Here is a 20,394-nt window from a genome sequence, read left to right on the forward strand (position 1 = left end):
CACCCAACAAAAAAAACCCCCCCCCAAAAAATCCGCCCCCCGGGGGGGGGGGGGGGCCGCGGCGGCGCGGGGCCCCCCCCCCCCCCCCTCCCCCCCCCCCCCCGGGCGTAGGGGCGGGGCCGGCATATTTTGAGCGGTTACAGCACAGCTATTTGTCGTTGTCCGACTTCGCTCCGAGCGTCGTCTTCTGTACCTGCATGAGGAACTCGACGTTGCTTTGCGTCTCCCGGATCTTGTTGGTCAGCAGCTCAAGGCTCTGCTGCTGCTCCAGGCCGGAAAGGACGCGGCGCAGCTTCCACATGATCTTGACTTCTTCAGGTGAGAGCAGGTTCTCTTCGCGGCGCGTGCCGGACGCGTTGACGTCCACGGCCGGGAAGATGCGCTTGTCTGCCAGCTGGCGGGACAGGCGGAGCTCCATGTTGCCGGTGCCCTTGAACTCTTCGAAGATGACTTCGTCCATCTTGGAGCCGGTCTCAACGAGAGCCGTTGCCAGGATTGTCAGCGAGCCACCGTTTTCGATGTTGCGGGCTGCACCAAAGAACCGCTTGGGCGGGTAAAGGGCCGCGGAGTCCACGCCACCGGACAGAATGCGGCCGGAAGCCGGTGCTGCCAGGTTGTAGGCGCGGCCCAGACGCGTCATGGAGTCCAGGAGGACCACCACGTCCATCCCCATTTCCACGAGGCGCTTGGCGCGTTCGATGGAAAGTTCGGCAACCGTGGTGTGGTCGTCGGCGGGACGGTCGAAGGTGGAGGCAATGACCTCACCCTTGACGGTGCGCTGCATGTCCGTGACTTCTTCGGGACGTTCGTCAACCAGCACCATCATGAGGTGGACCTCAGGGTTGTTGGTGGTGATTGCGTTCGCGATGGACTGCAGGATGAGCGTCTTACCGGCCTTCGGCGGCGAGACGATCAGGCCACGCTGGCCCTTGCCGATCGGAGCCACGAGGTCGATGACACGCGGACCGATCTTCTTGGGGTCCGTCTCGAGGCGCAGGCGCTCGGACGGGTACAGCGGCACAAGCTTGGCGAACTCGACGCGGTCCTTGAGTTCCTCCGGCGTCTTGCCGTTGACGGAAGTGACACGGACCAGTGCGTTGAACTTCTGGCGTGCGGACTGCTGGCTGCGGTCTTCGCCATCACGCGGTGCACGGATGGCACCGACCACGGCGTCGCCCTTGCGGAGGTTGTACTTCTTGACCTGAGCCAGGGAAACGTAAACGTCGTTCGCACCGGGAAGGTAGCCGGACGTACGGATGAACGCGTAGTTCTCCAGGACGTCCAGAATGCCGGCTACGGGAAGCAGGACGTCGTCCTCGGTAACCTCGACGTCGTCGACGTCCGGTCCCTGCGCACGGCCACGACGACGCTCGTTACGGTCACGGAAGCGGTCGCTGCGGGTGTTTCCGTCCCGGCTGTCCTGCCCCCCACGACGGTCGTTCCGGTCGTTCTGGTCGTTGCGGTCGCGACGGTTGCGTCGGTTACGGCGGTTGCCGGTGTCCTCGCCGTCGTTGTTGTCTTCACGGCGTCCGCGGGTGTTGTCGCGGCGTTCGCGCTGGTCGCCCGAATCGGCCTGTTCGCGCTGTTCGGTGCGCTGTTCACGCTGTTCGGTGCGCTCAGCACGCTGCTCACGCTGTTCGGTGCGCTCAGCACGCTGCTCACGCTGTTCCGTGCGCTCAGCCCGCTGCTCAGTGCGCTCAGCACGCTGCTCGGCGGCCGGTGCTTCTGCTGCCTCAGCAGGAGCTGCGGCAGCTTCGCCGCGACGGCGGTTGCGGGTGCGCGGCTGGCGGCGCTCGGTGCCGGACTCGCCGGCTTCGGCCGATGCAGGAGCTTCAGCAACCGGGGCAGTCGCAGTTTCAACAGGTGCTGCGGCTGTTTCCGGAGCAGCTACGACACCATCGCTGGTAGCGCGGCGGCTGCGGCCACGACCACGGCCGCGGGGAGCTTCCTGGGCCGGGGCCTCGGACGCTGAATCAGCAACGGAACCGTTGTCGGCGGCTTTTGCTTTCGGCTCCACAGTTGCCTTGGGCTCCGCTGCCGGGGCTTCCTTGGCCGCGGTTGTGGCGCCCTTGGCCGAGGCGGTGGCCTTGGCGGGTGCCTTGGTAGTGGACGTGCCGGCACGGTGGGCGGAAATGGCGGTGACCAAATCCCCCTTGCGCATACGCGATCCCCCGGAGATGCCCAGCTGGCTCGCGAGAGCCTGAAGCTGGGCGAGCTTAAGGCCTGCAAGGCCGCTGCTCTTGGTGGTTGCTGCCGTTGACGGCTCAGCAGCAGAAGATGATGTGTCCACAGCTGAAGCCAGCTCAGTGGTTTCTGTCACGAAGGATCCTTCCCCCTCGACGGCGTCCAGAGCGAGAGCTGGACGCGATGATTTGTTCTGGGCTGCAGTTCAGATCTGCAGCCGGTGATTTCGGCCGTGCCTGATGGATTGTGGCCAACAGGGCCGGTTACTGATCGTCATCACTAAATCCGGTGACCCGGACAGCCGGCTGAAAGTTCAGGGAACAGAGAGAATTCTCGGCACCTGAGACAGGCCGGAAAGAGACGACACCACCAACGTTGGCACAGTTGACGAAAGGTACGGCGAAACCACCGAGATCCAAAATCAGGGAACTGCCCGCGGCTTTACCGGCGGTGCACTTCCACTCTAGCACCTTGAACGTCCACAGCCAGCGTCATCACGCGCCAACCAATGTCGGGTGTGTTGGCCGCCGTGTAGGACCCAATGAAGTCAGCAACCGCCGCGGCTTCGGTTTCCCCGTTGGCGAGCACCATCACGGTGGGACCGGCACCGGAAACAACGGCCGCATGGCCCGCGGACCGAAGCGCTGCGATGAGGTCGGCGCTCGGTCGCATGGCCTGGGCACGGTAGCTCTGGTGCAGGTAGTCCTCGGTGGCAGGCAACAGGAAAGCTGGTTGCGCTGTGAGTGCGTGAATCAGTAGGGCCGCGCGTCCAGAGTTCATTGCTGCCGCGTGATGGCCAACGGAGGCCGGCAATAAACCGCGTGCTGTTTCCGTTGACAACTCGAAGTCCGGCACCGCTACTACCGGGATGACCGAAGGAACGACGTCGGCGTGCGTGCTGCTGTACTGCTCGCTGTCCTGCCAGGACAGCGCCAGTCCGCCGAAAATCGCGGGTGCGACGTTGTCTGGATGGCCTTCGAGCTCGCTGGTCAGCTGCAGTATCCAGTCACGGTCCTGCCGTGACTCCTCCGGCACCAACGCATTGGCGGCAGTGACGGCAGCAACCACGGCCGACGCTGAAGAGCCGAGGCCCCGACCGTGCGGGTTGACGTTGTCTGCGGAGATTTTCAGGCCTGAACGCTGGTAGCCGAGGCGGTCCAGTGCGAGGTCGATGGCACGCACCACCAGATGGCTGGCATCGCGTGGGAGGGTATCGGCGCCCTCACCGGAGAGCTCAAACTCCAGCTCTCCGGTGCTGAGCGTTTCCACAGTCAAGGTGTCGTAAATGGACAGGGCCAAGCCGAGGCTGTCGTAGCCGGGGCCCAGGTTGGCACTCGTACCGGGGACCTTGACTGTCAGCCGCTGGCCTGCCGCGACGAGTGCACGATCGGTCACGGTGGGCTGCGTTGATTCCACTCTTAGTTTTCTTCCAGTCCCAGTTCTGCGGCGACGGTTACGACGTCGTTTGGCACCTTGACAGGCTGGACATCGCTGCCGTCCTCGGTACGGAGGGCCCACTGCGGGTCCTTAAGTCCGTGCCCGGTAACGGTGATCACGATGGTCTTGCCTGCCGGCACCTCGCCTGCGGCATGTTTCTTGATCAAACCAGCGACGCCGGCAGCTGAGCCGGGCTCGACGAAAACGCCTTCCTTCGCAGACAGCCAGCGGTGGGCGGCCAGGATCTCGTCATCCGTGACTGCTTCGATGAGTCCGCCTGATTCGTCACGCGCTGCAACGGCGGTGTCCCAGGACGCCGGGTTGCCGATGCGGATGGCGGTGGCGATGGTATCGGGCTCCGTGATGGGGTGTCCGGCGACGAACGGCGCAGCACCTGCAGCCTGGAATCCCCACATGATGGGGGTCTTCGTTGAAACGGCAGGAAGCGTTCCGTTAGCGGTCTCGAAGGGCGCGGAGTACTCCTTGTAGCCCTTCCAGTACGCAGTGATGTTACCGGCGTTGCCAACGGGCAGCACGTGGATGTCCGGGGCATCGCCCAGCGAGTCCACGACTTCGAAGGCACCGGTCTTCTGCCCCTGGATGCGCGCGGGGTTGACCGAGTTGACCAGGAAGACCGGGTAGGCTTCGCCGAGCTTGCGTGCGATGTCCAGGCAGTTGTCGAAGTTGCCGTCCACCTGGAGCAACGTCGCGCCGTGCGCAATTGCCTGGCTCAGCTTGCCCATGGAGATCTTGCCCTCGGGAACCAGCACAGCGCACTTGAGGCCAGCGGCCGTGGCATAGGCTGCAGCGGAAGCGGACGTGTTGCCCGTGGAGGCGCACACTACGGCCTTTGCACCGGCTTCCACAGCCGCCGTCATGGCCATGGTCATGCCACGGTCCTTGAAGGAACCCGTGGGATTCATGCCTTCAACCTTGAGGTAGACCTCTGAGCCGGTCAACTCGGAGAGCTTCTGCGCGTGGACGAGCGGGGTGCCGCCCTCGCCGAGGGTAATGACCTTCGTGGCTTCCGTTACAGGCAAACGATCAGCGTATTCGCGGATTACTCCGCGCCATTGGTGAGCCACTTAGACCCCTTCTACCCGCAGTACGGATGTCACAGAATTGATGACGTCCAGGCCCTTGACGGCCTCGACGGTTGCTGCGAGTGCAGCTTCGGACGCACGGTGGGTCACGATCTTCAGCTCAGCCGATTCAACGTTCGACTCAGAGTCGCGGTGGATCGTTTGACGCATGATCTCGATCGAGACTCCGTTTTCCGCAAAGATGTGTGCGATCCTCGCCAGAACGCCGGCCTGGTCAGCTACGTCTAAACCGATGTAGTAGCTGGTATCGGAGGCGTCGATGGTCAGTGCCGGGACATGCCCCGTGGTGGTTTCCGTTCGACCCGGGCCTCCCAAAACCAGGCGCCGTGCCGCGGAGACGAGGTCGCCCATGACGGCAGAGGCCGTCGGTGTTCCGCCTGCGCCCTGACCGTAGAACATCAGCTCGCCGGCGTTCTCCGCTTCAATGAATACGGCGTTGAACGCACCACGAACTGCGGCCAGCGGGTGTTCGCGCGGCAGGAGCGTGGGGTGGACGCGCACCGAAATGCCGCTTCCGTTCTCTGATGAGTCGATCTTCTCGGCAATCGCGAGCAGCTTGATGACAAAGCCGGCTTCCTTGGCGGACGCGATATCCGCAGCGGAGACCTTGGTGATGCCTTCGCAGTAGACATCGTCCAGGGAGAAGCGGGTGTGGAAGGACAGTGACGCGAGGATGGCGGCCTTCGCCGCGGCGTCATGTCCTTCAACGTCGGCCGTGGGGTCCGCTTCGGCGTATCCAAGGCGCTGGGCTTCGGCAAGGGCGTCGGAGAACTGTGCACCGGTGGTGTCCATCTGGTCAAGGATGAAGTTGGTGGTGCCGTTGACGATGCCCAGGACGCGCGTGATGCGGTCGCCGGACAGGCTGTCGCGGATGGGGCGCAGGATGGGGATGGCACCGGCTACCGCGGCCTCATAGGACAATTGGACACCGGCCTTGTCAGCCTCTTCATAGAGGGTGGGGCCGTCCTGCGCGAGCAGTGCCTTATTGCCCGTGACAACGCACGCGCCGTTCTGGATGGCCGTCAGGATCAGCGACCGGGCGGGCTCTATGCCACCCATAAGCTCGATGACCAGGTCTGCATCCTTGACGAGGGTATCGGCATCCGTGGTGAAAAGTTCACGGGGCAATTCGACATCACGCGGGGTGTCGATGGTGCGGACGGCGATGCCGGACAGCTCAAGGCGGGCGCCGCTGCGGGCAGCAAGGGTCCCGGCGTCGTCAATCAAGATCCGCGCGACCTGGGCCCCCACGTTGCCACAGCCCAGCAGGGCCACCTTCAAGGTTCGCACTTCAGACATTCGCCACTCCCATGTCGCGGTTCAAGAGATCTTCTTCGGTTTCCCCGCGGACAATGAGCCGGGCAGCTCCGTCGCGTACAGCGACAACGCCAGGCCGGGCCAGGTAGTTGTAGTTGCTGGAGAGGGCCCAGCAGTAGGCGCCGGTACCCGGTACTGCGAGCAAATCACCGGCTGCCACGTCCGCGGGCAGATATACATCTCTAACAACTATGTCGCCGCTCTCGCAATGTTTGCCCACTACGCGGGACAGCTGCGGAGCCGCCGAGGAGTCACGGGAAGCCAAAATCGCCGAATAATCCGCGTCGTACAGCACCGGACGGGCGTTGTCGCTCATACCGCCGTCCACCGACACATAGCGGCGCGGATACGTAACGTTCTTCAGCCCTTCTTCACCCTCAGGGGCGTCGACCCGGACGGTTTTGAGGGTGCCGACTTCGTACAGTGTGAACGTGGTGCTGCCTACGATGGCGCGTCCGGGCTCGATGGAGATGCGCGGCGGCGTGATGTCCAGCTCAGCGCACTTGGAACGCACGACGGCGGCCATCGCCTGCGCAATCTCGGCCGGCGGGCGGGGGGTGTCCACCGGGGTGTAGGCGATCCCGTAGCCACCACCGAGGTCCAGTTCCGGCAGGAGAATCGAGTACTTGGCCTGCATGGCGGCAAGGAAGCCCAGGAGCTTCTCTGCTGCCACGGCGAATCCGTCCGGCTCAAAGATCTGCGAACCGATGTGGCAGTGCAGGCCGAGCAACTCGATGCTGGCGTACGAGGTGGCAACTGCCACAGCTTCTTCTGCTGCCGAGAGACCGGCTTCCTCTGTGGAGTCACCTGCCATGGAAAGACCAAACTTCTGGTCCTCGTGGGCAGTGGCAATGAACTCGTGGGTGTGCGCATGCACGCCCGGGGTCAGGCGCAGCATGACCTTGGCAACTTCGCCGCGGCTGGAAGCTATCTTGGCAACACGTTCGAGCTCATCGAGGCTATCCACCACGATCCTGCCAAGCTTCATGTCCAGGGCGCGGTTGATCTCGGCGTCCGACTTGTTGTTGCCGTGCAACCCAAGGTTGGAGCCTTCGATTCCTGCTCGTGCAGCAACAGCGAGTTCGCCGCCGGAGCACGTATCCAGGCGGAGGCCCTCTTCGGCCACCCAGCTGGCCACAGCGGTGCAGAGGAAGGACTTTCCTGCATAGTAGACATCCACTCCCCCGCAGATGTCCGCAAAGGCGGCGTCGAAGGCGTCCTTGAATGCGCGGGCACGGGAGCGGAAGTCCGATTCGCTCATGACGAACAGTGGAGTGCCGAATTGTTCCTTGAGCTCACTGACGGTAATTCCGTCAATGGTGACCTCGCCGGCGTCGTTCTTCCCAACCCCGGCCGCCCACAGGGGCGCCTGCAGGGCATTGAGGTCTTCGGGGACAGCCAACCACCCGGGAGCCAGCGGAGAAGCGTGCGCAGCGTCTGTGTTCATAGCCCTACATCCGTTCCGGCGCCGAGACGCCAAGCAGTTCGAGTCCGTTGGCAAGGACTTGGCTCGTGGCGTCGTTGAGCCAGAGGCGTGTGCGGTTGACGTCCAGGACGGGATCGTCGCCCTGCGGGGACACGCGGCAGGCGTCGTACCAGCGGTGGTACGCGCCGGCGATGACCTCGAGGTGCCGGGCTACGCGGTGCGGTTCGCGCAGTTCGGCCGCCTTCGCCACGATGGACGGGTAGCTGCCCAGGTAGGAGAGCAGCTCGTTTTCCGTGGCGTGGTCAAGAAGTGACGCGTCGAAGGCATCCTGCCCGTCAACCTGGCGCTCGACGCCGGCCTCGGCAGCGTTACGTGCCGTGCCGCGGGACCGTGCATGGGCGTACTGCACATAGAACACCGGGTTCTCATTGCTGTGCTTCTTCAGCAGTTCCGGATCCAGCGTCAACGGCGAGTCGGCCGGGAAACGGGCCAGCGAGTAGCGGACCGCGTCCTTGCCGAGCCAGGAAATAAGGTCCTTGAGCTCGATGATGTTGCCCGCTCGCTTGGACAGCTTTGCGCCATTCACAGACACGAGCTGGCCGATGAGGACCTCGATGTTGACTTCAGGGTCATCGCCCGCGCAAGCCGCAATGGCTTTCAGGCGGTTGATGTACCCGTGGTGGTCGGCACCGAGCAGGTAGATCTTTTCGGTGAATCCGCGATCCTTCTTGGAGAGGTAGTAGGCGGCGTCGGCAGCGAAGTAGGTAGGTTCACCGTTGGCGCGGATCATCACACGGTCTTTGTCGTCGCCGAAGTCGGTGGTGCGCAGCCAGACGGCACCACCGTCGTCAAAGACATGACCCTGCTCCCGGAGTCGGGCAACGGCGGATTCGATCGCACCGGCGTCGTGCAGTTCCTTCTCCGAGAAGAAGACGTCAAACTCAACACCGAAGCCTGCCAGCGTGGTCTTGATATCGGCCATCTGTGCCTCGTAGGCAGCGGCGCGGATCACCGGAAGGGCTGCCTCGTCCGTCAGTTCGCGGATGTCAGGGTGGGCCTTCAGGACTTCGTCGCCCAACTCCCGGATGTATTCGCCCGGGTAGCCGCCCTCCGGAACTCCCCGGCCGTGCAGGCGGGAAAGCACGGAGTTGGCAAAGACGTTCATCTGCGAGCCGGCGTCATTGATGTAGTACTCGGCCGTGACGTCAGCTCCCGAGGCACGCAACACCCGGGCGATGGCATCGCCCAGGGCGGCCCAGCGGGTGTGCCCGATGTGCAGCGGACCAGTGGGGTTGGCGGAAACGAATTCCATGTTGACCACGCGGCCCGCGAGCGCCTGGTTGGTGCCGTAGCCCGCGCCGGCCTCAACAATGGCCTTGGCCAGGGCACCGGCCGTGGCGGCGTCCACGGTGATGTTCAGGAAGCCTGGACCGGCGATTTCCACCCCGGTAACACCGGGAATGCCCTGCAGGTGGTTGCTGAGGATACCGGCGAAGTCGCGGGGATTCATACCGGCTTGCTTGGAGAGTTGCAGGGCGATGTTGGTGGCCCAGTCTCCATGATCCCGGTTCTTGGGTCGCTCCACTCGCACGGCGTCAGGCACGGCAGATTCCGTCAAGGCGATTTCGCCGGTAGAGACGGCGTCCTTAAGGCAGGCGGATATGGCAGCAGAGAGTTCTTCGGGAGTCACGCATCTAGCCTACCGGGGGCCTGCAAAGTCGCGGAATTGAGGGTCGCTTATGTGGATAGTTTGGTCACAGCCAGCGCACAGGAACGGCTGGCGGGTGGCACAGACTGAACCATTACGCTGAATTCAACGTTGTGAACACGTAGGAGGTGGCCGCGTTGGTCATCCCGGGAGAACCAGTCCATTGACCATTTCTTGTCCAGTTGAAACGAGCAGACCCATGACTACGCCACTCCGCAAGAGCCTCTACACCGGCATGGCCGGCCTTTCACTCATCGGTGCCGTGGCCGCCTGCGCACCATCTGCGCAGTCGCAGCCCGCGGAGTCCTCGCCGGCCGGCGAGAACGGTGGCCAGGCGAGCACATCCAGCCCCACCACTTCATCCACCACGTCCGGCTCCACCACCTCGGCCACCGCATATAAGGACGGAACCTACAGCGCCGACGGCACCTATACCTCTCCCAATGGTCAGGAGACTGTGGGCGTGGAACTCACCCTCGCGGGTGACACCGTGTCCGCTGTGAACATCACGGTCCATCCCTCCAACCCGAACACCAAGAAGTTCCAGGGCGAGTTCGCCAGCGGTATTTCGGCGCAAATCGTCGGCAAGAGCATCGATGAGCTCAACGTCTCCAAGGTGGCTGGTTCTTCCCTCACCTCGGGCGGATTCAACGACGCCGTGGAGCAGATCAAGTCCCAGGCCAAGTAGCACCATGCCGCATCCGGACTGGAGCAACTTCAGTTTCGAAGGCATAGGCACGCACTGGGAGATTTCGACGCCGGAGCCGCTGGCACCCGCGGTGCGCAACCAGCTGTTGGAAACAGTGGGTGATTATGACCTGACGTACTCGCGGTTCAGGGCAGATTCCTTGGTGTCCAGCCTGTCCCGGGCACCGGGCAGGATCACGTTGCCAGAGCATGCCAAAGACCTTCATAAGGTCTATGCCGCCTTGTATCGGCTCAGCAATGGCGCCATGACCCCGCTCATCGGCAGCAGCCTCGAACGGCTTGGCTACGATCCCGGATACACGTTGGCTCCTTCCGGAAGCCCCCAGCCTCCGCCCCGGTGGGAAGACGTCCTTGAGTGGACGGATGCGGCCTTGACCGCCACGGAGCCGGTGGTCCTGGATATTGGAGCCGCCGGAAAGGGGCAGCTGGTGGACCTCCTGGGCGAGGTCCTTCGCGCCGCGGACCATGCTGAGTTCCTGGTGGATGGCAGCGGCGACATGGTGCATGCGGGGACGCATCCGGTGATGGTCGCTTTGGAACACCCCTACAACCCTGGCCAGGCCATTGGCACCGTTGAACTCCACAATGCCGCGCTCTGCGCCTCGGCTTCGAACCGTCGGGCCTGGGGTGATGGATTGCACCATGTCCTGGATGGGACCACCGGCAAGCCCGTTAACACCACGGTGGCCACGTGGACCATGGCGTCGAGCGCGTTGTTGGCCGATGCGTTGGCCACGGCATTGTTCATGCTGGAACCGACCCGGTTGCAGGATGAGTTCGATTTCTCCTGGCTCAAGGTTTCCTCCAGTGGTGCCGCCACGTTTTCGAACCGTTTCGAGGGGAGACTGTTCACATGATTGCCGCTAAGTCCCGGGTGGACACCTGGTTGGGTCGATTGACGATGTACCGCTTGATTCTGTGGGTGCTGGGTGTGCTGGTGGCCTACAGCATGCTGCTCAACATCCTGGGATGGCTGACATTCGGCCTCCCGGAAATGCTGGTACACCTTGCGCTCTGCTTGGGGGTGACATACGCATCCAACCGATTGCTCGCGTTGGTCTTCCGGGTTAAGCCGCACACGGAGTCCTCCCTGATTACTGGGTTGCTGCTGTATTTCCTGTTCTGGCCGACGTTCGGGCTCACCGACATGACGGGTGTCGCACTGGCCTGCGTGTTGGCCAGCGTGTCCAAGTACGCGCTGGCTTTCCGCGGGCGGCACATCTTCAACCCAGCGGCCGCCGGGGCGTTCATCACCGGCCTGACCGGTTTGAACATCGCGACATGGTGGGCTGCCACCCCGGCAATGCTCTGGCTCTTGGTCCCCGGCGTGCTGGTTGTCCTCTACCGCACGCGAAAGCTGCTGATGGGCACGGTTTTCCTGGCGGCGGCCACCACCATCATTACGGTGGAGCTCCTGAGCCGCAGCATGACGTTCGGGCAGGCGTTGTGGCAATCGCTGGCGCAGCGCCCGTTGCTGTTCTTCGTGGGTTTCATGCTCTCGGAGCCGCTCACCCTGCCTCCCCGCCGCTGGCAGCAGGTGGCGCTTGCCGGCGTCGTGGGTGTTGTCTTCGCGGTTCCCTACAACTTCGGATTCGTCGCCAACTCCCCCGAACTTGCCCTGTTACTGGGCAACCTCCTGGCTTTCTTCCTGGGTCAGCGGGGCGGCGTTGAGCTGACGTTCAAGGGTTCGCGTGCCCTCACTCCGGGCAGTACGGAGTTCAGTTTCGAGCCGCAGCGGCCTGTGCGGTTTGTGGCCGGTCAGTTCATGGAGCTCAACTTGCCGCATTCCGGTTCCGACGGCAAAGGCCGCCGTCGTGTCTTCAGCATTACCAGCCCGCCCGGTTCGCCGGAGGTGACTTTCGGAGTTGGCACGGCCGAGCCGCTGTCTACGGCAAAAAAGGCGTTGATGGCTTTGAAGCCCGGCGACAAGCTCTCTGCAACTGCCGTAGGTGGAGACTTTCTCTTGCCGAACGACGCCGGGAAGCCGGTCCTGCTGATCGCTGCAGGAATCGGGATCACACCTTTCCTGTCGCAGCTGGCTGCCGACGCCCCGGCACGCGACACCGTGGTGGTGTATCTCGCCAAGGGCCGCAATGAGTTGGCCTGCGTAGAGCAGTTGCAAGCGTCAGGGGCGAAGGTCATTGCCCGCCTCGCGGACGGATCAACTCCCCCGGATTTCATGCTCGACGCCGGCGCCTCCAGGATCGATGCCGCACGCCTGGCGGAGTTGGTTCCGGACATCGTGGACCGGGAAGTGTTTGTCTCGGGCTCCCCGCGGAGCGTCGACTCCCTCCGCGCTGCCGCCCGAAGCGCAGGAGCACACCGGGTCCACGTCGACTCGTTCGCCGGGTACTGACCGGGTACTGATTGGCGGGCCCCTGAGCTGGGCCTGCCGCTACGGTGCCGGGTTTTCATTTGCGGCATAGTGGCTGCTAAGCTCTAGGACGTCCCACCGGCAACGGAGGGAACCCTGGATGCCCTCGTAGCTCAGGGGATAGAGCGTCTGCCTCCGGAGCAGAAGGCCGTAGGTTCGAATCCTATCGAGGGCACATCAAATACCCCGCCAGTCCTGCTGGCGGGGTATTTTTGTCTGCCGGTGCCGCGCTATCAGTTCGGGGCTTGCCGGGCGTACACCGCAATATTGTCTGCGGCTGCTTTTAGGCTGAATCCAGTTGGACTTACCGATAGCCAAAGGGGTTTGCCGTGATGTGCTCGATCGTCCCGCCGTACATGCTTCGCAAGATAGCCGCCCAGCACGAGCCCCGGCTGCGGGCCGTCGCCAGGGCAGCCAAAGAGTCGCTGCTGCATATTAAGGACCTGCAGGCCACCCGCACAGCCCCCGTTCCGGCGGCACCGCCCAGTGCCCGCCAGACCAAGCCGGGACCTCCGAAGCGGACCATATTCGATGCCGAATCCTCGGAAACCCTGCCGGGGCGGGTTGTCCGGAAAGAGGGCGCGGGACCCGTCGGGGACGTAGCTGCAGACGAGGCCTACGAAGGGCTCGGGAGCACGCACCGCCTCTACAGCGATATTTTCGGCAGGGACTCCATCGACGACGCCGGTCTCGCCCTGGACGCGACCGTCCATTACGGAAAGCTCTACGACAACGCCTTCTGGGATGGATCCCAGATGGTCTTTGGCGATGGTGACGGCCAGATTTTTCAGCGCTTCACCAAATCCGTCAGCGTCATAGGGCATGAACTGGCTCATGGTGTCACGCAGTACACAGCCAATCTGGCATACCGCAACCAGGCCGGCGCGCTCAATGAGTCCATGTCGGATGTGTTCGGCGTCCTGGTGGAGCAGTACCTTAAACAGGAGCCGGCAGCGCAGGCCAGCTGGCTGATCGGCGAGGGCCTCTTCACTGACCAGGTGCAAGGTGCTGCCCTGCGCTCCATGAGGGCACCCGGGACCGCTTATGACGACGACGTGCTGGGCAAGGATCCCCAACCGGACTCCATGGATACGTACGTGCGGACAAGTGCTGACAACGGTGGAGTGCATATCAACTCCGGCATCCCGAACAGGGCTTTCTACGTGGTTGCCTCGGAGCTCGGTGGCAATGCGTGGGAGGCGCCGGGCCAGATTTGGTACGGCACCCTGACCAGCGGTTCACTCCCCGCGACGTGCACGTTTGGAAAGTTCGCCAAGACCACTGTGGCCACCGCTGGGGAACTCTTCGGTTCCGGTTCAGCTGAACATGACGCCGTCCTCAAGGCGTGGGAGACTGTGAAGGTCAAGGTTTAGTCACAGGGCGGGACCGGACAGTGCTTGTTTGTGGTCCCGCCGGCCGGCTGGCCATGGAATGTCGAACGAGAAGCAGCCGGTCATGAAGATCACCGTCCAACGCAGTGGGGGAATCGCCGCGATGACACGCGTCTGGAGCGTGGAGGCTGTCTCCCCCGATGAGAAGGAACGATGGGTTCCGATTGTTGAGGCCTGCCCGTGGGACGAAGCGAAAAGCCAGCCCCGTTCAGCTAACGAACCGGACCGGTTCATGTACTCCATCAGGGCGGGCCAACGCCGCGCCACCCTCCCCGACCGTGCCGTCACAGGCCCGTGGCAGGAACTGGTGGAGTGCGCCAAGGCTGAGGGCTCGGAGTCCCGTGGTCGCCTCGGGAGCCGGCGCTAACGGTCCCGGTTCCCCTAGACGGCCTCAGCCAGCTGCCCCCGGAAGGCACGCCGGTAACTCTGCGGGCTGGTATCCAGCACCTTGGTGAAATGATGGCGGAGCAGCACCGAATGCCCGAACCCTGCTTCCCTGGCGATCTCGTCAATGTTCAGTTCTGTGGTCTCCAGTAGCTCCTGTGCCCTCAAGACCCGTTGCGAATTGAGCCACGCGGCAGGAGTCGTGCCGGTTTCGGCCCTGAAGCGGCGCGCGAAGGTCCTGGGAGACATGTGGAGACGTGCGGCGAGTTCATTCACGCTGTGTTCCTCGTCCAGGTGTTCCACCATCCAACGCAGGAGCTCCTCCATGGGCGCTGAACCACAGCGCGGCATGGGGCGGTCGATGAACTGGGCCTGGCCGCCGTCGCGATGGGGCGGAACCACCATGTCGCGCGCGATGGCAGCGGCGACGTTTGCTCCCAACTCGACGCGGACGAGGTGGAGGCAGGCATCGATTCCGGCTGCGGTGCCGGCGCTGGTGATGATGGTTCCGTCCTGCACATAGAGGACGTTCTCATCCACGATGATGTCCGGATAGCGGCTGGCCAGGTCTTGCGAATAGTGCCAGTGCGTGGTGCAACGGCGCCCGTCCAGCAGACCGGCACGGGCCAGTGCATAGGCTCCGGAACAGATGGACATCACCCATGCGCCGCGCGCGTGGGCGGCCCGCAAGGCATCCATGACCGACTCGGGGACCTCTTGGTCCCGGCCGAAAGGCGCCATGATGACCAGGTCCGCATCGGCTGCTGCCTCAAGGCCCAGATTCACATGCAGTGAGAGGCCGGACTTCATGCGGATGTCCCCAGGCTCGGGGGCGACCACCCGGAAATCGAAGGCCGGAACTCCGGCGTTTCGGTCCGATCTGTCGATGCCGAAGACCTCGAAGGCCGTCCCGAATTCGAAGATCGAGAAGTTGGGTACAACGATCACCGCCACTGATTTCAACATAACTCCAGTGTGGCAGAAAATTGTCTAAATGGGGCATTTCTGCCACTGTTTCTTGGTCTGCCACAGGAGCAGGCTTGAGGCATGGAAATCTTCGGAATCATCCTCTTCATCGTCCTCATCACCGCCGTCGCAGCTACCATCTCAGCCCTGTTGAAGGATGGTCGCGGACACAACCCGCCCGTCAGCTCCAAGGAACCGTGGAGCGCCTTCGACGCTCCGAGCAGCCCGTACTGGAACCCCCGCATCTACTAGGGGCATGCCAGTCCACTGCAAGGTCCACCACGCCATAACCAACCGACGCCCGTCCGTTCAAGGAATTCTGCAGGATTCCCCCAATGGCGGGCGTCCCAATTTAAGGGCTGCATGTTTCCTGGCTCTCACGCCTCGGACACATGGACTAGATTCACTTGCATGATCCAAACCTCTGCCCGGTTGCTCCAGCTGTTGTCGCTGTTGCAGGTTCGTCGGGAATGGACGGGCCCCGCCCTCGCTGACCGCATGGGCGTTACCGAGCGGACGGTCCGACGCGACATCGATAAGCTTCGGAACCTGGGATACCCCATCCATGCCTCACCCGGCATCGCCGGAGGCTACCAGCTTGGAGCCGGCGCGCAGCTTCCACCCCTCCTCCTGGACGACAACGAAGCATTGGCGGTCGCCTTGGGCTTGAACTCGGTGGCCGCAGGTCCGGTAGCTGGAATCGGCGAGGCTTCGGTCCGCGCCCTGGCAAAGCTGGAACAAGTCCTGCCATCCCGGCTTCGTCCCAAGTTCGCCATGCTGAAAGCCGCTGTCACCACGCTTCCCAGCAACGCGGCGACAGTTGATCCCCAACAGCTGACCGTTGTCTCAGCCGCCATATCAGACCGGCGCCAGATTTCCTTTGACTACGTCAAGTCCGACGGCGAATCTGCGCGGCGGCTTGTGGAACCCTACAGGCTGGTGGACACCGGCCGCCGCTGGTATCTTTTGGCCTGGGATGTGGACCGCGAGGATTGGCGGACCTTCAGGGCTGACAGGTTCGCTTCCCTGCCGTCCGAACGCAAGAAATACTTACCACGTCCGCTGCCCGCGGAAGACTTGGCTGCCTACGTGCAGCAGTCGATCACCCGCTCGCCGTACAGGTTCGATGTCGTGGTGCGACTCCGCGCACCGCTGGCCGAGGTAGCCGCCGTCGTGAATTCCCAATACGCGACGCTGACAGCAGACGGCCAGAGCGCCACCATCCTGAGCTCCGGATGGGACAACCTGGCCGCACCGGCCGCGTATCTGGCCGCGCTGGACATGGACTTCGAGATCCTCGAGCCCGAAGAATTCAGGTCCTTCGCCCGGCACCTGTCCCGCCGGCTCACCGCAGCAGCCGGGACTGTGACGGAAGCAGCGGACGCAGGACCCCGGCCACAGTAGACTGGCAGCAGCCATGACACTTCATATTTCCTACCCCGCAGAGCTGCCCGTCTCCGAGCGCCGCGAGGATCTGATGGCGGCCATCGCCGCAAACCAGGTGACCATCATTGCCGGTGAGACCGGCTCGGGCAAGACCACCCAGATCCCCAAAATGTGCCTCGAGCTTGGCCTTGGAGACAAGGGCCTGATCGGGCACACCCAGCCGCGCCGCCTGGCTGCCCGCACGGTGGCCGAACGCATCGCGTCGGAGCTCGGCGTCGAGATCGGCCAGGAGGTCGGCTTCCAGGTCCGCTTCACCGGCGAGGTGAGCGCGTCCACCAGGATCAAACTGATGACCGACGGAATCCTCCTTGCCGAGATCCAGCGGGACAAACTGCTCCGGAAGTACAGCACCATCATCATCGATGAGGCCCATGAACGCAGCCTCAACATCGACTTCATCCTGGGCTACCTCAAGCGCATCCTCCCCCAGCGCCCGGACCTCAAGGTCATCATCACCTCGGCCACCATCGATCCCCAACGCTTTGCCAAGCACTTCGGAAACGACGAAGAGCCCGCGCCCATCATTGAAGTTTCCGGACGCACTTACCCGGTGGAGATCCGTTACCGTCCGCTGTCCCAGCCAGCCGGCGCGGACGAAGAAAGTTCGGACGACGAACTCGAAGAAGACCGTGATCCCCTGGATGCTGTCTGCGACGCCGTAGACGAACTCGCCAAGGAAGCTCCGGGCGATATCCTCATTTTCTTCTCCGGCGAACGCGAAATCCGTGACGCGGCGGAGGCCATCAATGGCCGCATCCAGACCAACCGCCGCCTGGCGGGGACCGAAGTGCTGCCACTGTTTGCCCGCCTAAGCCTCCAGGAGCAGCACAGGGTCTTCAACCCTGGTGGCAAGCGACGCATCATCCTCGCTACCAACGTGGCGGAGACATCCCTGACCGTCCCGGGCATCAAGTACGTGATAGACACCGGAACGGCCCGCATCTCCCGCTACTCGCACCGGACCAAGGTCCAGCGCCTTCCCATAGAGCGCGTGTCCCAGGCCTCGGCCAACCAGCGCTCCGGTCGTTGCGGCCGTGTGTCCGAAGGCATCGCGATCCGCTTGTACTCCGAGGAAGACTTCGAGTCGCGTCCCCAGTTCACCGACCCGGAAATCCTCCGAACCAACCTTGCTGCCGTCATCCTGCAAATGACGGCCATGGGCGTCGCCCGCGGACCCAAGGATGTGGAGAACTTTCCCTTCGTGGAACCCCCGGATTCCAGGGCTATTAACGACGGCGTCACTCTCCTGCGCGAACTCGGTGCCTTGAGTTCGCCCAAAACGGCAGACGCCGGCAGTAACGGTCGCAGCGGCAGCGGGCTGACCGCCGTCGGGCAGAAGCTTGCCCAGCTGCCTGTGGATCCGCGGCTTGGCCGGATGATCGTGGAAGCCGGCAAGCGCGGCTGCGTCCGGGAAGTCATGATCCTCGCGGCAGCCCTCACCATTCAGGATCCGCGCGAACGGCCAACTGACAAGCGGCAGCTCGCTTCGGAGAAGCACGCGCGGTTCCGCGATGAGATCTCGGACTTTACGGGCTTCCTCAACCTGTGGAACTACATCCAGGAAAAGCAGCGCGAACTGTCTTCCACGCAGTTCCGCAAGCTGTGCCGCAATGAGTTCATCAATTACTTGAGGGTCCGCGAGTGGCAGGACCTGTTCACGCAGCTCAGGCAACTGGCCAAGCCCTTGGGCATCGCGTTGGACAACAAGCGCGAGGCCGATCCCGTAGGGAACTATGAGGGCATCCACATCAGCCTGCTGTCCGGGTTATTGAGCCACATTGGCCTCCTCGATGAGCGCAAGCGTGAATATGCGGGGGCCCGCGGCAGCCGCTTCGCCATCTTCCCCGGCTCAGCCCTGTTCAAGAAGTCTCCTGCGTTTGTCATGGCTGCGGAGTTGGTGGAGACGAGCCGCCTTTGGGCGCGTGTCGCCGCGAAGTTCGATCCCCTGTGGGCCGAGCAGGTAGCCCCGGACCTGGTGAAGCGTTCCTACAGCGAACCCCATTGGTCTTCCCGGCAGGGCGCCGTCATGGCCCATGAGAAAGTCACGCTGTACGGCGTGCCGATCATTCCCAACCGGCGGGTCAATTACGGGCGCGTCGATCCCGAGCTCTCCCGTGAGCTGTTCATCCGCCACGCCCTGGTGGAAGGCGAATGGAAGACGCACCACAAGTTCTTCCACCGCAACCGTGCCTTGCTCCAGGAGATCGAGGAACTCGAGACCCGCATGCGCCGGCGCGACATCCTTGTGGACGACCAGACGCTGTTCGAGTTCTACGATGCACGCGTTGGCCCGGACGTTGTCTCCGAGAGGCACTTCGACAAGTGGTGGAAGGATGCCCGCCACGCGGATCCCAACCTCCTGGACTTCGACCAATCGCTGTTGATGAGCGAAGACGCCGAGGCACTGGACGACTCCGCGTATCCGAAGACCTGGCTGCACAAGGGCTTTGAACTCCCCCTGAGTTACGAGTTCCATCCCGTGGCGCCGGGATCGGCACCCAACCCATCCGATGGTGTCACCGCCGAGGTTCCTGTGTTGTTCCTCAACCAACTCGATGATGCCCCCTTCCGTTGGCAGATTCCGGGGCAACGTGCAGAGCTGGTGACGGCCCTCATCAAATCGTTGCCTAAGCAGGTGCGGAAGAACTTCGTCCCTGCCCCTGATGTGGCCCGGCAGGCCACGGCCGCCCTGGAGGCAGACTTCGACCCCGCCGCAGACGACCTCGAAGCGTCATTGGAACTCGTACTCCGCCGGCTCCGTGGGCACGTCATTCCGCCCGGCTCATGGAATTGGGATGCAGTACCGTCCCACCTGCGCGTGAGTTTCAAAGTGGTCGACAGCAAAGGCAAGGTGCTGGACGAAGGCAAGGACCTCGCCGAACTCCAGGAGAAGCTGGCTCCTGCCACACGCCGCGCCATAGCGGAGTCGCTCGGCGCCACTCCCGCAACGACGTCGCGCGCCAAGGGTGGCAAGGGAACCGGCAGCGCCAACAGCCAACCGTCGACGGCGGCCGTTACCAACGCAACAGCTGGCAACGGAGCGGTGGCGGAACGCAGCGGAATCACCGAATGGGACTTCGGCACCGTGGAGCGTCAGGTCACACGCACCGTGAAGGGCCATGACGTCACTGGCTTCCCTGCTGTCGTTGATGAAGGCAAGTCGGTCGCCCTTCGGGTATTCCAGACCAGGGCTGAACAGGAAGCCGCCATGCGCGGTGGTGTCATCCGGCTCCTGGCGCTGCGAATTCCGCCCCCGGACCGATACGTGCTGGAGCACCTGAGCAACATGGAAAAACTGACCTTCAGCCAGAACCCGCACGGCTCCGTCAGCGCGCTGATCGCGGATTGCGCCCTTGCTGCCATCGATAAGTTGACGCCGCAGGACTTGCCGTGGGACAGGCCGTCTTTCGATGCGCTGTATGAAGTAGTCCGGGCAGAACTGATCGATACTGTCTTCACGGTGACTGCCGTCGTCGAGCGCATTTTGGCTAGTACGCGCCGCATCCAGAAAGAGCTCAAGTCCAACGCCAGCCTGCCGCTGATCACTGCCCTTAATGACATGAAGAGCCAGCTGGAACAACTGGTCTTCCCCGGCTTCGTGGCACAGACGGGCTACGCACAACTCAGCCAGCTGCCCCGGTACTTGCAGGCTATCGAGAAGCGGCTGGAAAAACTGCCGGGAAACGTCCAGCGTGATGGCCTGAATATGGCGATCGTACAGGCCCTGGAGGACGACTACGACGACGCTGTTTCTGCGCTGCTTCCCGGACGCAGGGCAGGGACGGAGTTAACCCGCGTGCGCTGGATGATTGAGGAACTGCGGGTGAGCCTGTTCGCCGTGGAGCTGGGCACCGCCTATTCGGTGTCGGAAAAGCGCATCCGCACGGTGCTCAACCAGGCCCTAGCCCCCGCCTAGCGGCAGACAAAGGAAAACCCGGCGGAGCTGATTA

Annotated in this window: 15 protein-coding genes and 1 tRNA gene; 9 read left to right on the top strand and 7 right to left on the bottom strand. The window is 63.3% G+C overall.

Going from position 1 to position 20,394, the window contains the following annotated elements; genetic code table 11:
- Positions 1-148: 148 nt before the first annotated feature.
- The 6 genes from rho to argS all read right to left on the bottom strand — a co-directional run bounded on the left by rho (position 149) and on the right by argS (position 9,157).
- Complete coding sequence (gene rho / locus LN996_RS18570; protein ID WP_231341869.1) at positions 149-2,320, bottom strand: transcription termination factor Rho; 2,172 nt, start codon at positions 2,318-2,320, stop codon at positions 149-151.
- A gap of 305 nt (positions 2,321-2,625) precedes the next feature.
- A complete protein-coding gene (thrB, locus tag LN996_RS18575; protein ID WP_231341870.1) occupies positions 2,626-3,600 on the bottom strand; it encodes a homoserine kinase in 975 nt (324 codons plus the stop codon).
- A 2-nt stretch (positions 3,601-3,602) separates the two neighbouring features.
- Positions 3,603-4,706 (bottom strand): threonine synthase, encoded by a 1,104-nt coding sequence (gene thrC, locus LN996_RS18580; protein ID WP_231341871.1) that lies wholly within the window; start codon positions 4,704-4,706, stop codon positions 3,603-3,605.
- Positions 4,707-6,023: a homoserine dehydrogenase gene (locus LN996_RS18585; protein ID WP_231341872.1), complete on the bottom strand. Its 1,317-nt coding sequence runs from the start codon at positions 6,021-6,023 to the stop codon at positions 4,707-4,709.
- Positions 6,016-7,488 carry a diaminopimelate decarboxylase gene (lysA, locus tag LN996_RS18590; RefSeq protein ID WP_231341873.1) on the bottom strand — a complete coding sequence of 491 codons (1,473 nt, stop codon included), beginning with the start codon at positions 7,486-7,488 and terminating at the stop codon, positions 6,016-6,018. Before lysA ends, LN996_RS18585 begins: the two co-directional genes overlap by 8 nt.
- Positions 7,489-7,492: 4 nt before the next feature.
- Positions 7,493-9,157, bottom strand: a complete 1,665-nt coding sequence (gene argS / locus LN996_RS18595; RefSeq protein ID WP_231341874.1) for an arginine--tRNA ligase — start codon at positions 9,155-9,157, stop codon at positions 7,493-7,495.
- A gap of 217 nt (positions 9,158-9,374) precedes the next feature.
- Here argS and LN996_RS18600 point away from each other — a divergent pair, with 217 nt between their 5' ends.
- The 6 genes from LN996_RS18600 (at position 9,375) to LN996_RS18625 (ending at position 14,015) form a co-directional block, all read left to right on the top strand.
- Positions 9,375-9,863, top strand: a complete 489-nt coding sequence (locus LN996_RS18600) for a hypothetical protein (protein ID WP_231341875.1) — start codon at positions 9,375-9,377, stop codon at positions 9,861-9,863.
- A 4-nt stretch (positions 9,864-9,867) separates the two neighbouring features.
- Positions 9,868-10,740, top strand: coding sequence for an FAD:protein FMN transferase (locus LN996_RS18605; RefSeq protein WP_231341876.1), 873 nt, complete (start codon positions 9,868-9,870; stop codon positions 10,738-10,740).
- Positions 10,737-12,239 carry an FAD-dependent oxidoreductase gene (locus tag LN996_RS18610; RefSeq protein WP_231341877.1) on the top strand — a complete coding sequence of 501 codons (1,503 nt, stop codon included), beginning with the start codon at positions 10,737-10,739 and terminating at the stop codon, positions 12,237-12,239. Before LN996_RS18605 ends, LN996_RS18610 begins: the two co-directional genes overlap by 4 nt.
- A gap of 120 nt (positions 12,240-12,359) precedes the next feature.
- A tRNA-Arg gene (locus LN996_RS18615) sits at positions 12,360-12,432 on the top strand.
- A gap of 157 nt (positions 12,433-12,589) precedes the next feature.
- Positions 12,590-13,630, top strand: coding sequence for a M4 family metallopeptidase (locus tag LN996_RS18620; RefSeq protein ID WP_231341891.1), 1,041 nt, complete (start codon positions 12,590-12,592; stop codon positions 13,628-13,630).
- A gap of 82 nt (positions 13,631-13,712) precedes the next feature.
- Positions 13,713-14,015, top strand: coding sequence for a protealysin inhibitor emfourin (locus LN996_RS18625; protein WP_231341878.1), 303 nt, complete (start codon positions 13,713-13,715; stop codon positions 14,013-14,015).
- 14 nt (positions 14,016-14,029) lie between these two features.
- On the opposite strand, the gene LN996_RS18630 is transcribed toward LN996_RS18625, so the two are convergent.
- The gene (locus tag LN996_RS18630) at positions 14,030-14,998 is read right to left on the bottom strand and encodes a GlxA family transcriptional regulator (protein ID WP_231341879.1); all 969 of its coding nucleotides are present in this window, start codon (positions 14,996-14,998) and stop codon (positions 14,030-14,032) included.
- Positions 14,999-15,079: 81 nt separating this feature from the next.
- Between LN996_RS18630 and LN996_RS18635 the strand changes: the two genes are divergently transcribed.
- The 3 genes from LN996_RS18635 to hrpA all read left to right on the top strand — a co-directional run bounded on the left by LN996_RS18635 (position 15,080) and on the right by hrpA (position 20,360).
- Entirely contained in the window at positions 15,080-15,250 is a 171-nt protein-coding gene (locus LN996_RS18635; protein ID WP_200846779.1) for a hypothetical protein, read from the top strand.
- A gap of 159 nt (positions 15,251-15,409) precedes the next feature.
- Positions 15,410-16,402: a YafY family protein gene (locus tag LN996_RS18640; protein ID WP_231341880.1), complete on the top strand. Its 993-nt coding sequence runs from the start codon at positions 15,410-15,412 to the stop codon at positions 16,400-16,402.
- A 13-nt stretch (positions 16,403-16,415) separates the two neighbouring features.
- Positions 16,416-20,360: an ATP-dependent RNA helicase HrpA gene (gene hrpA / locus LN996_RS18645; RefSeq protein ID WP_231341881.1), complete on the top strand. Its 3,945-nt coding sequence runs from the start codon at positions 16,416-16,418 to the stop codon at positions 20,358-20,360.
- Positions 20,361-20,394: the final 34 nt, after the last annotated feature.

This window comes from Arthrobacter sp. AK01 (assembly GCF_021109375.1).
Taxonomy (GTDB): domain Bacteria; phylum Actinomycetota; class Actinomycetes; order Actinomycetales; family Micrococcaceae; genus Arthrobacter.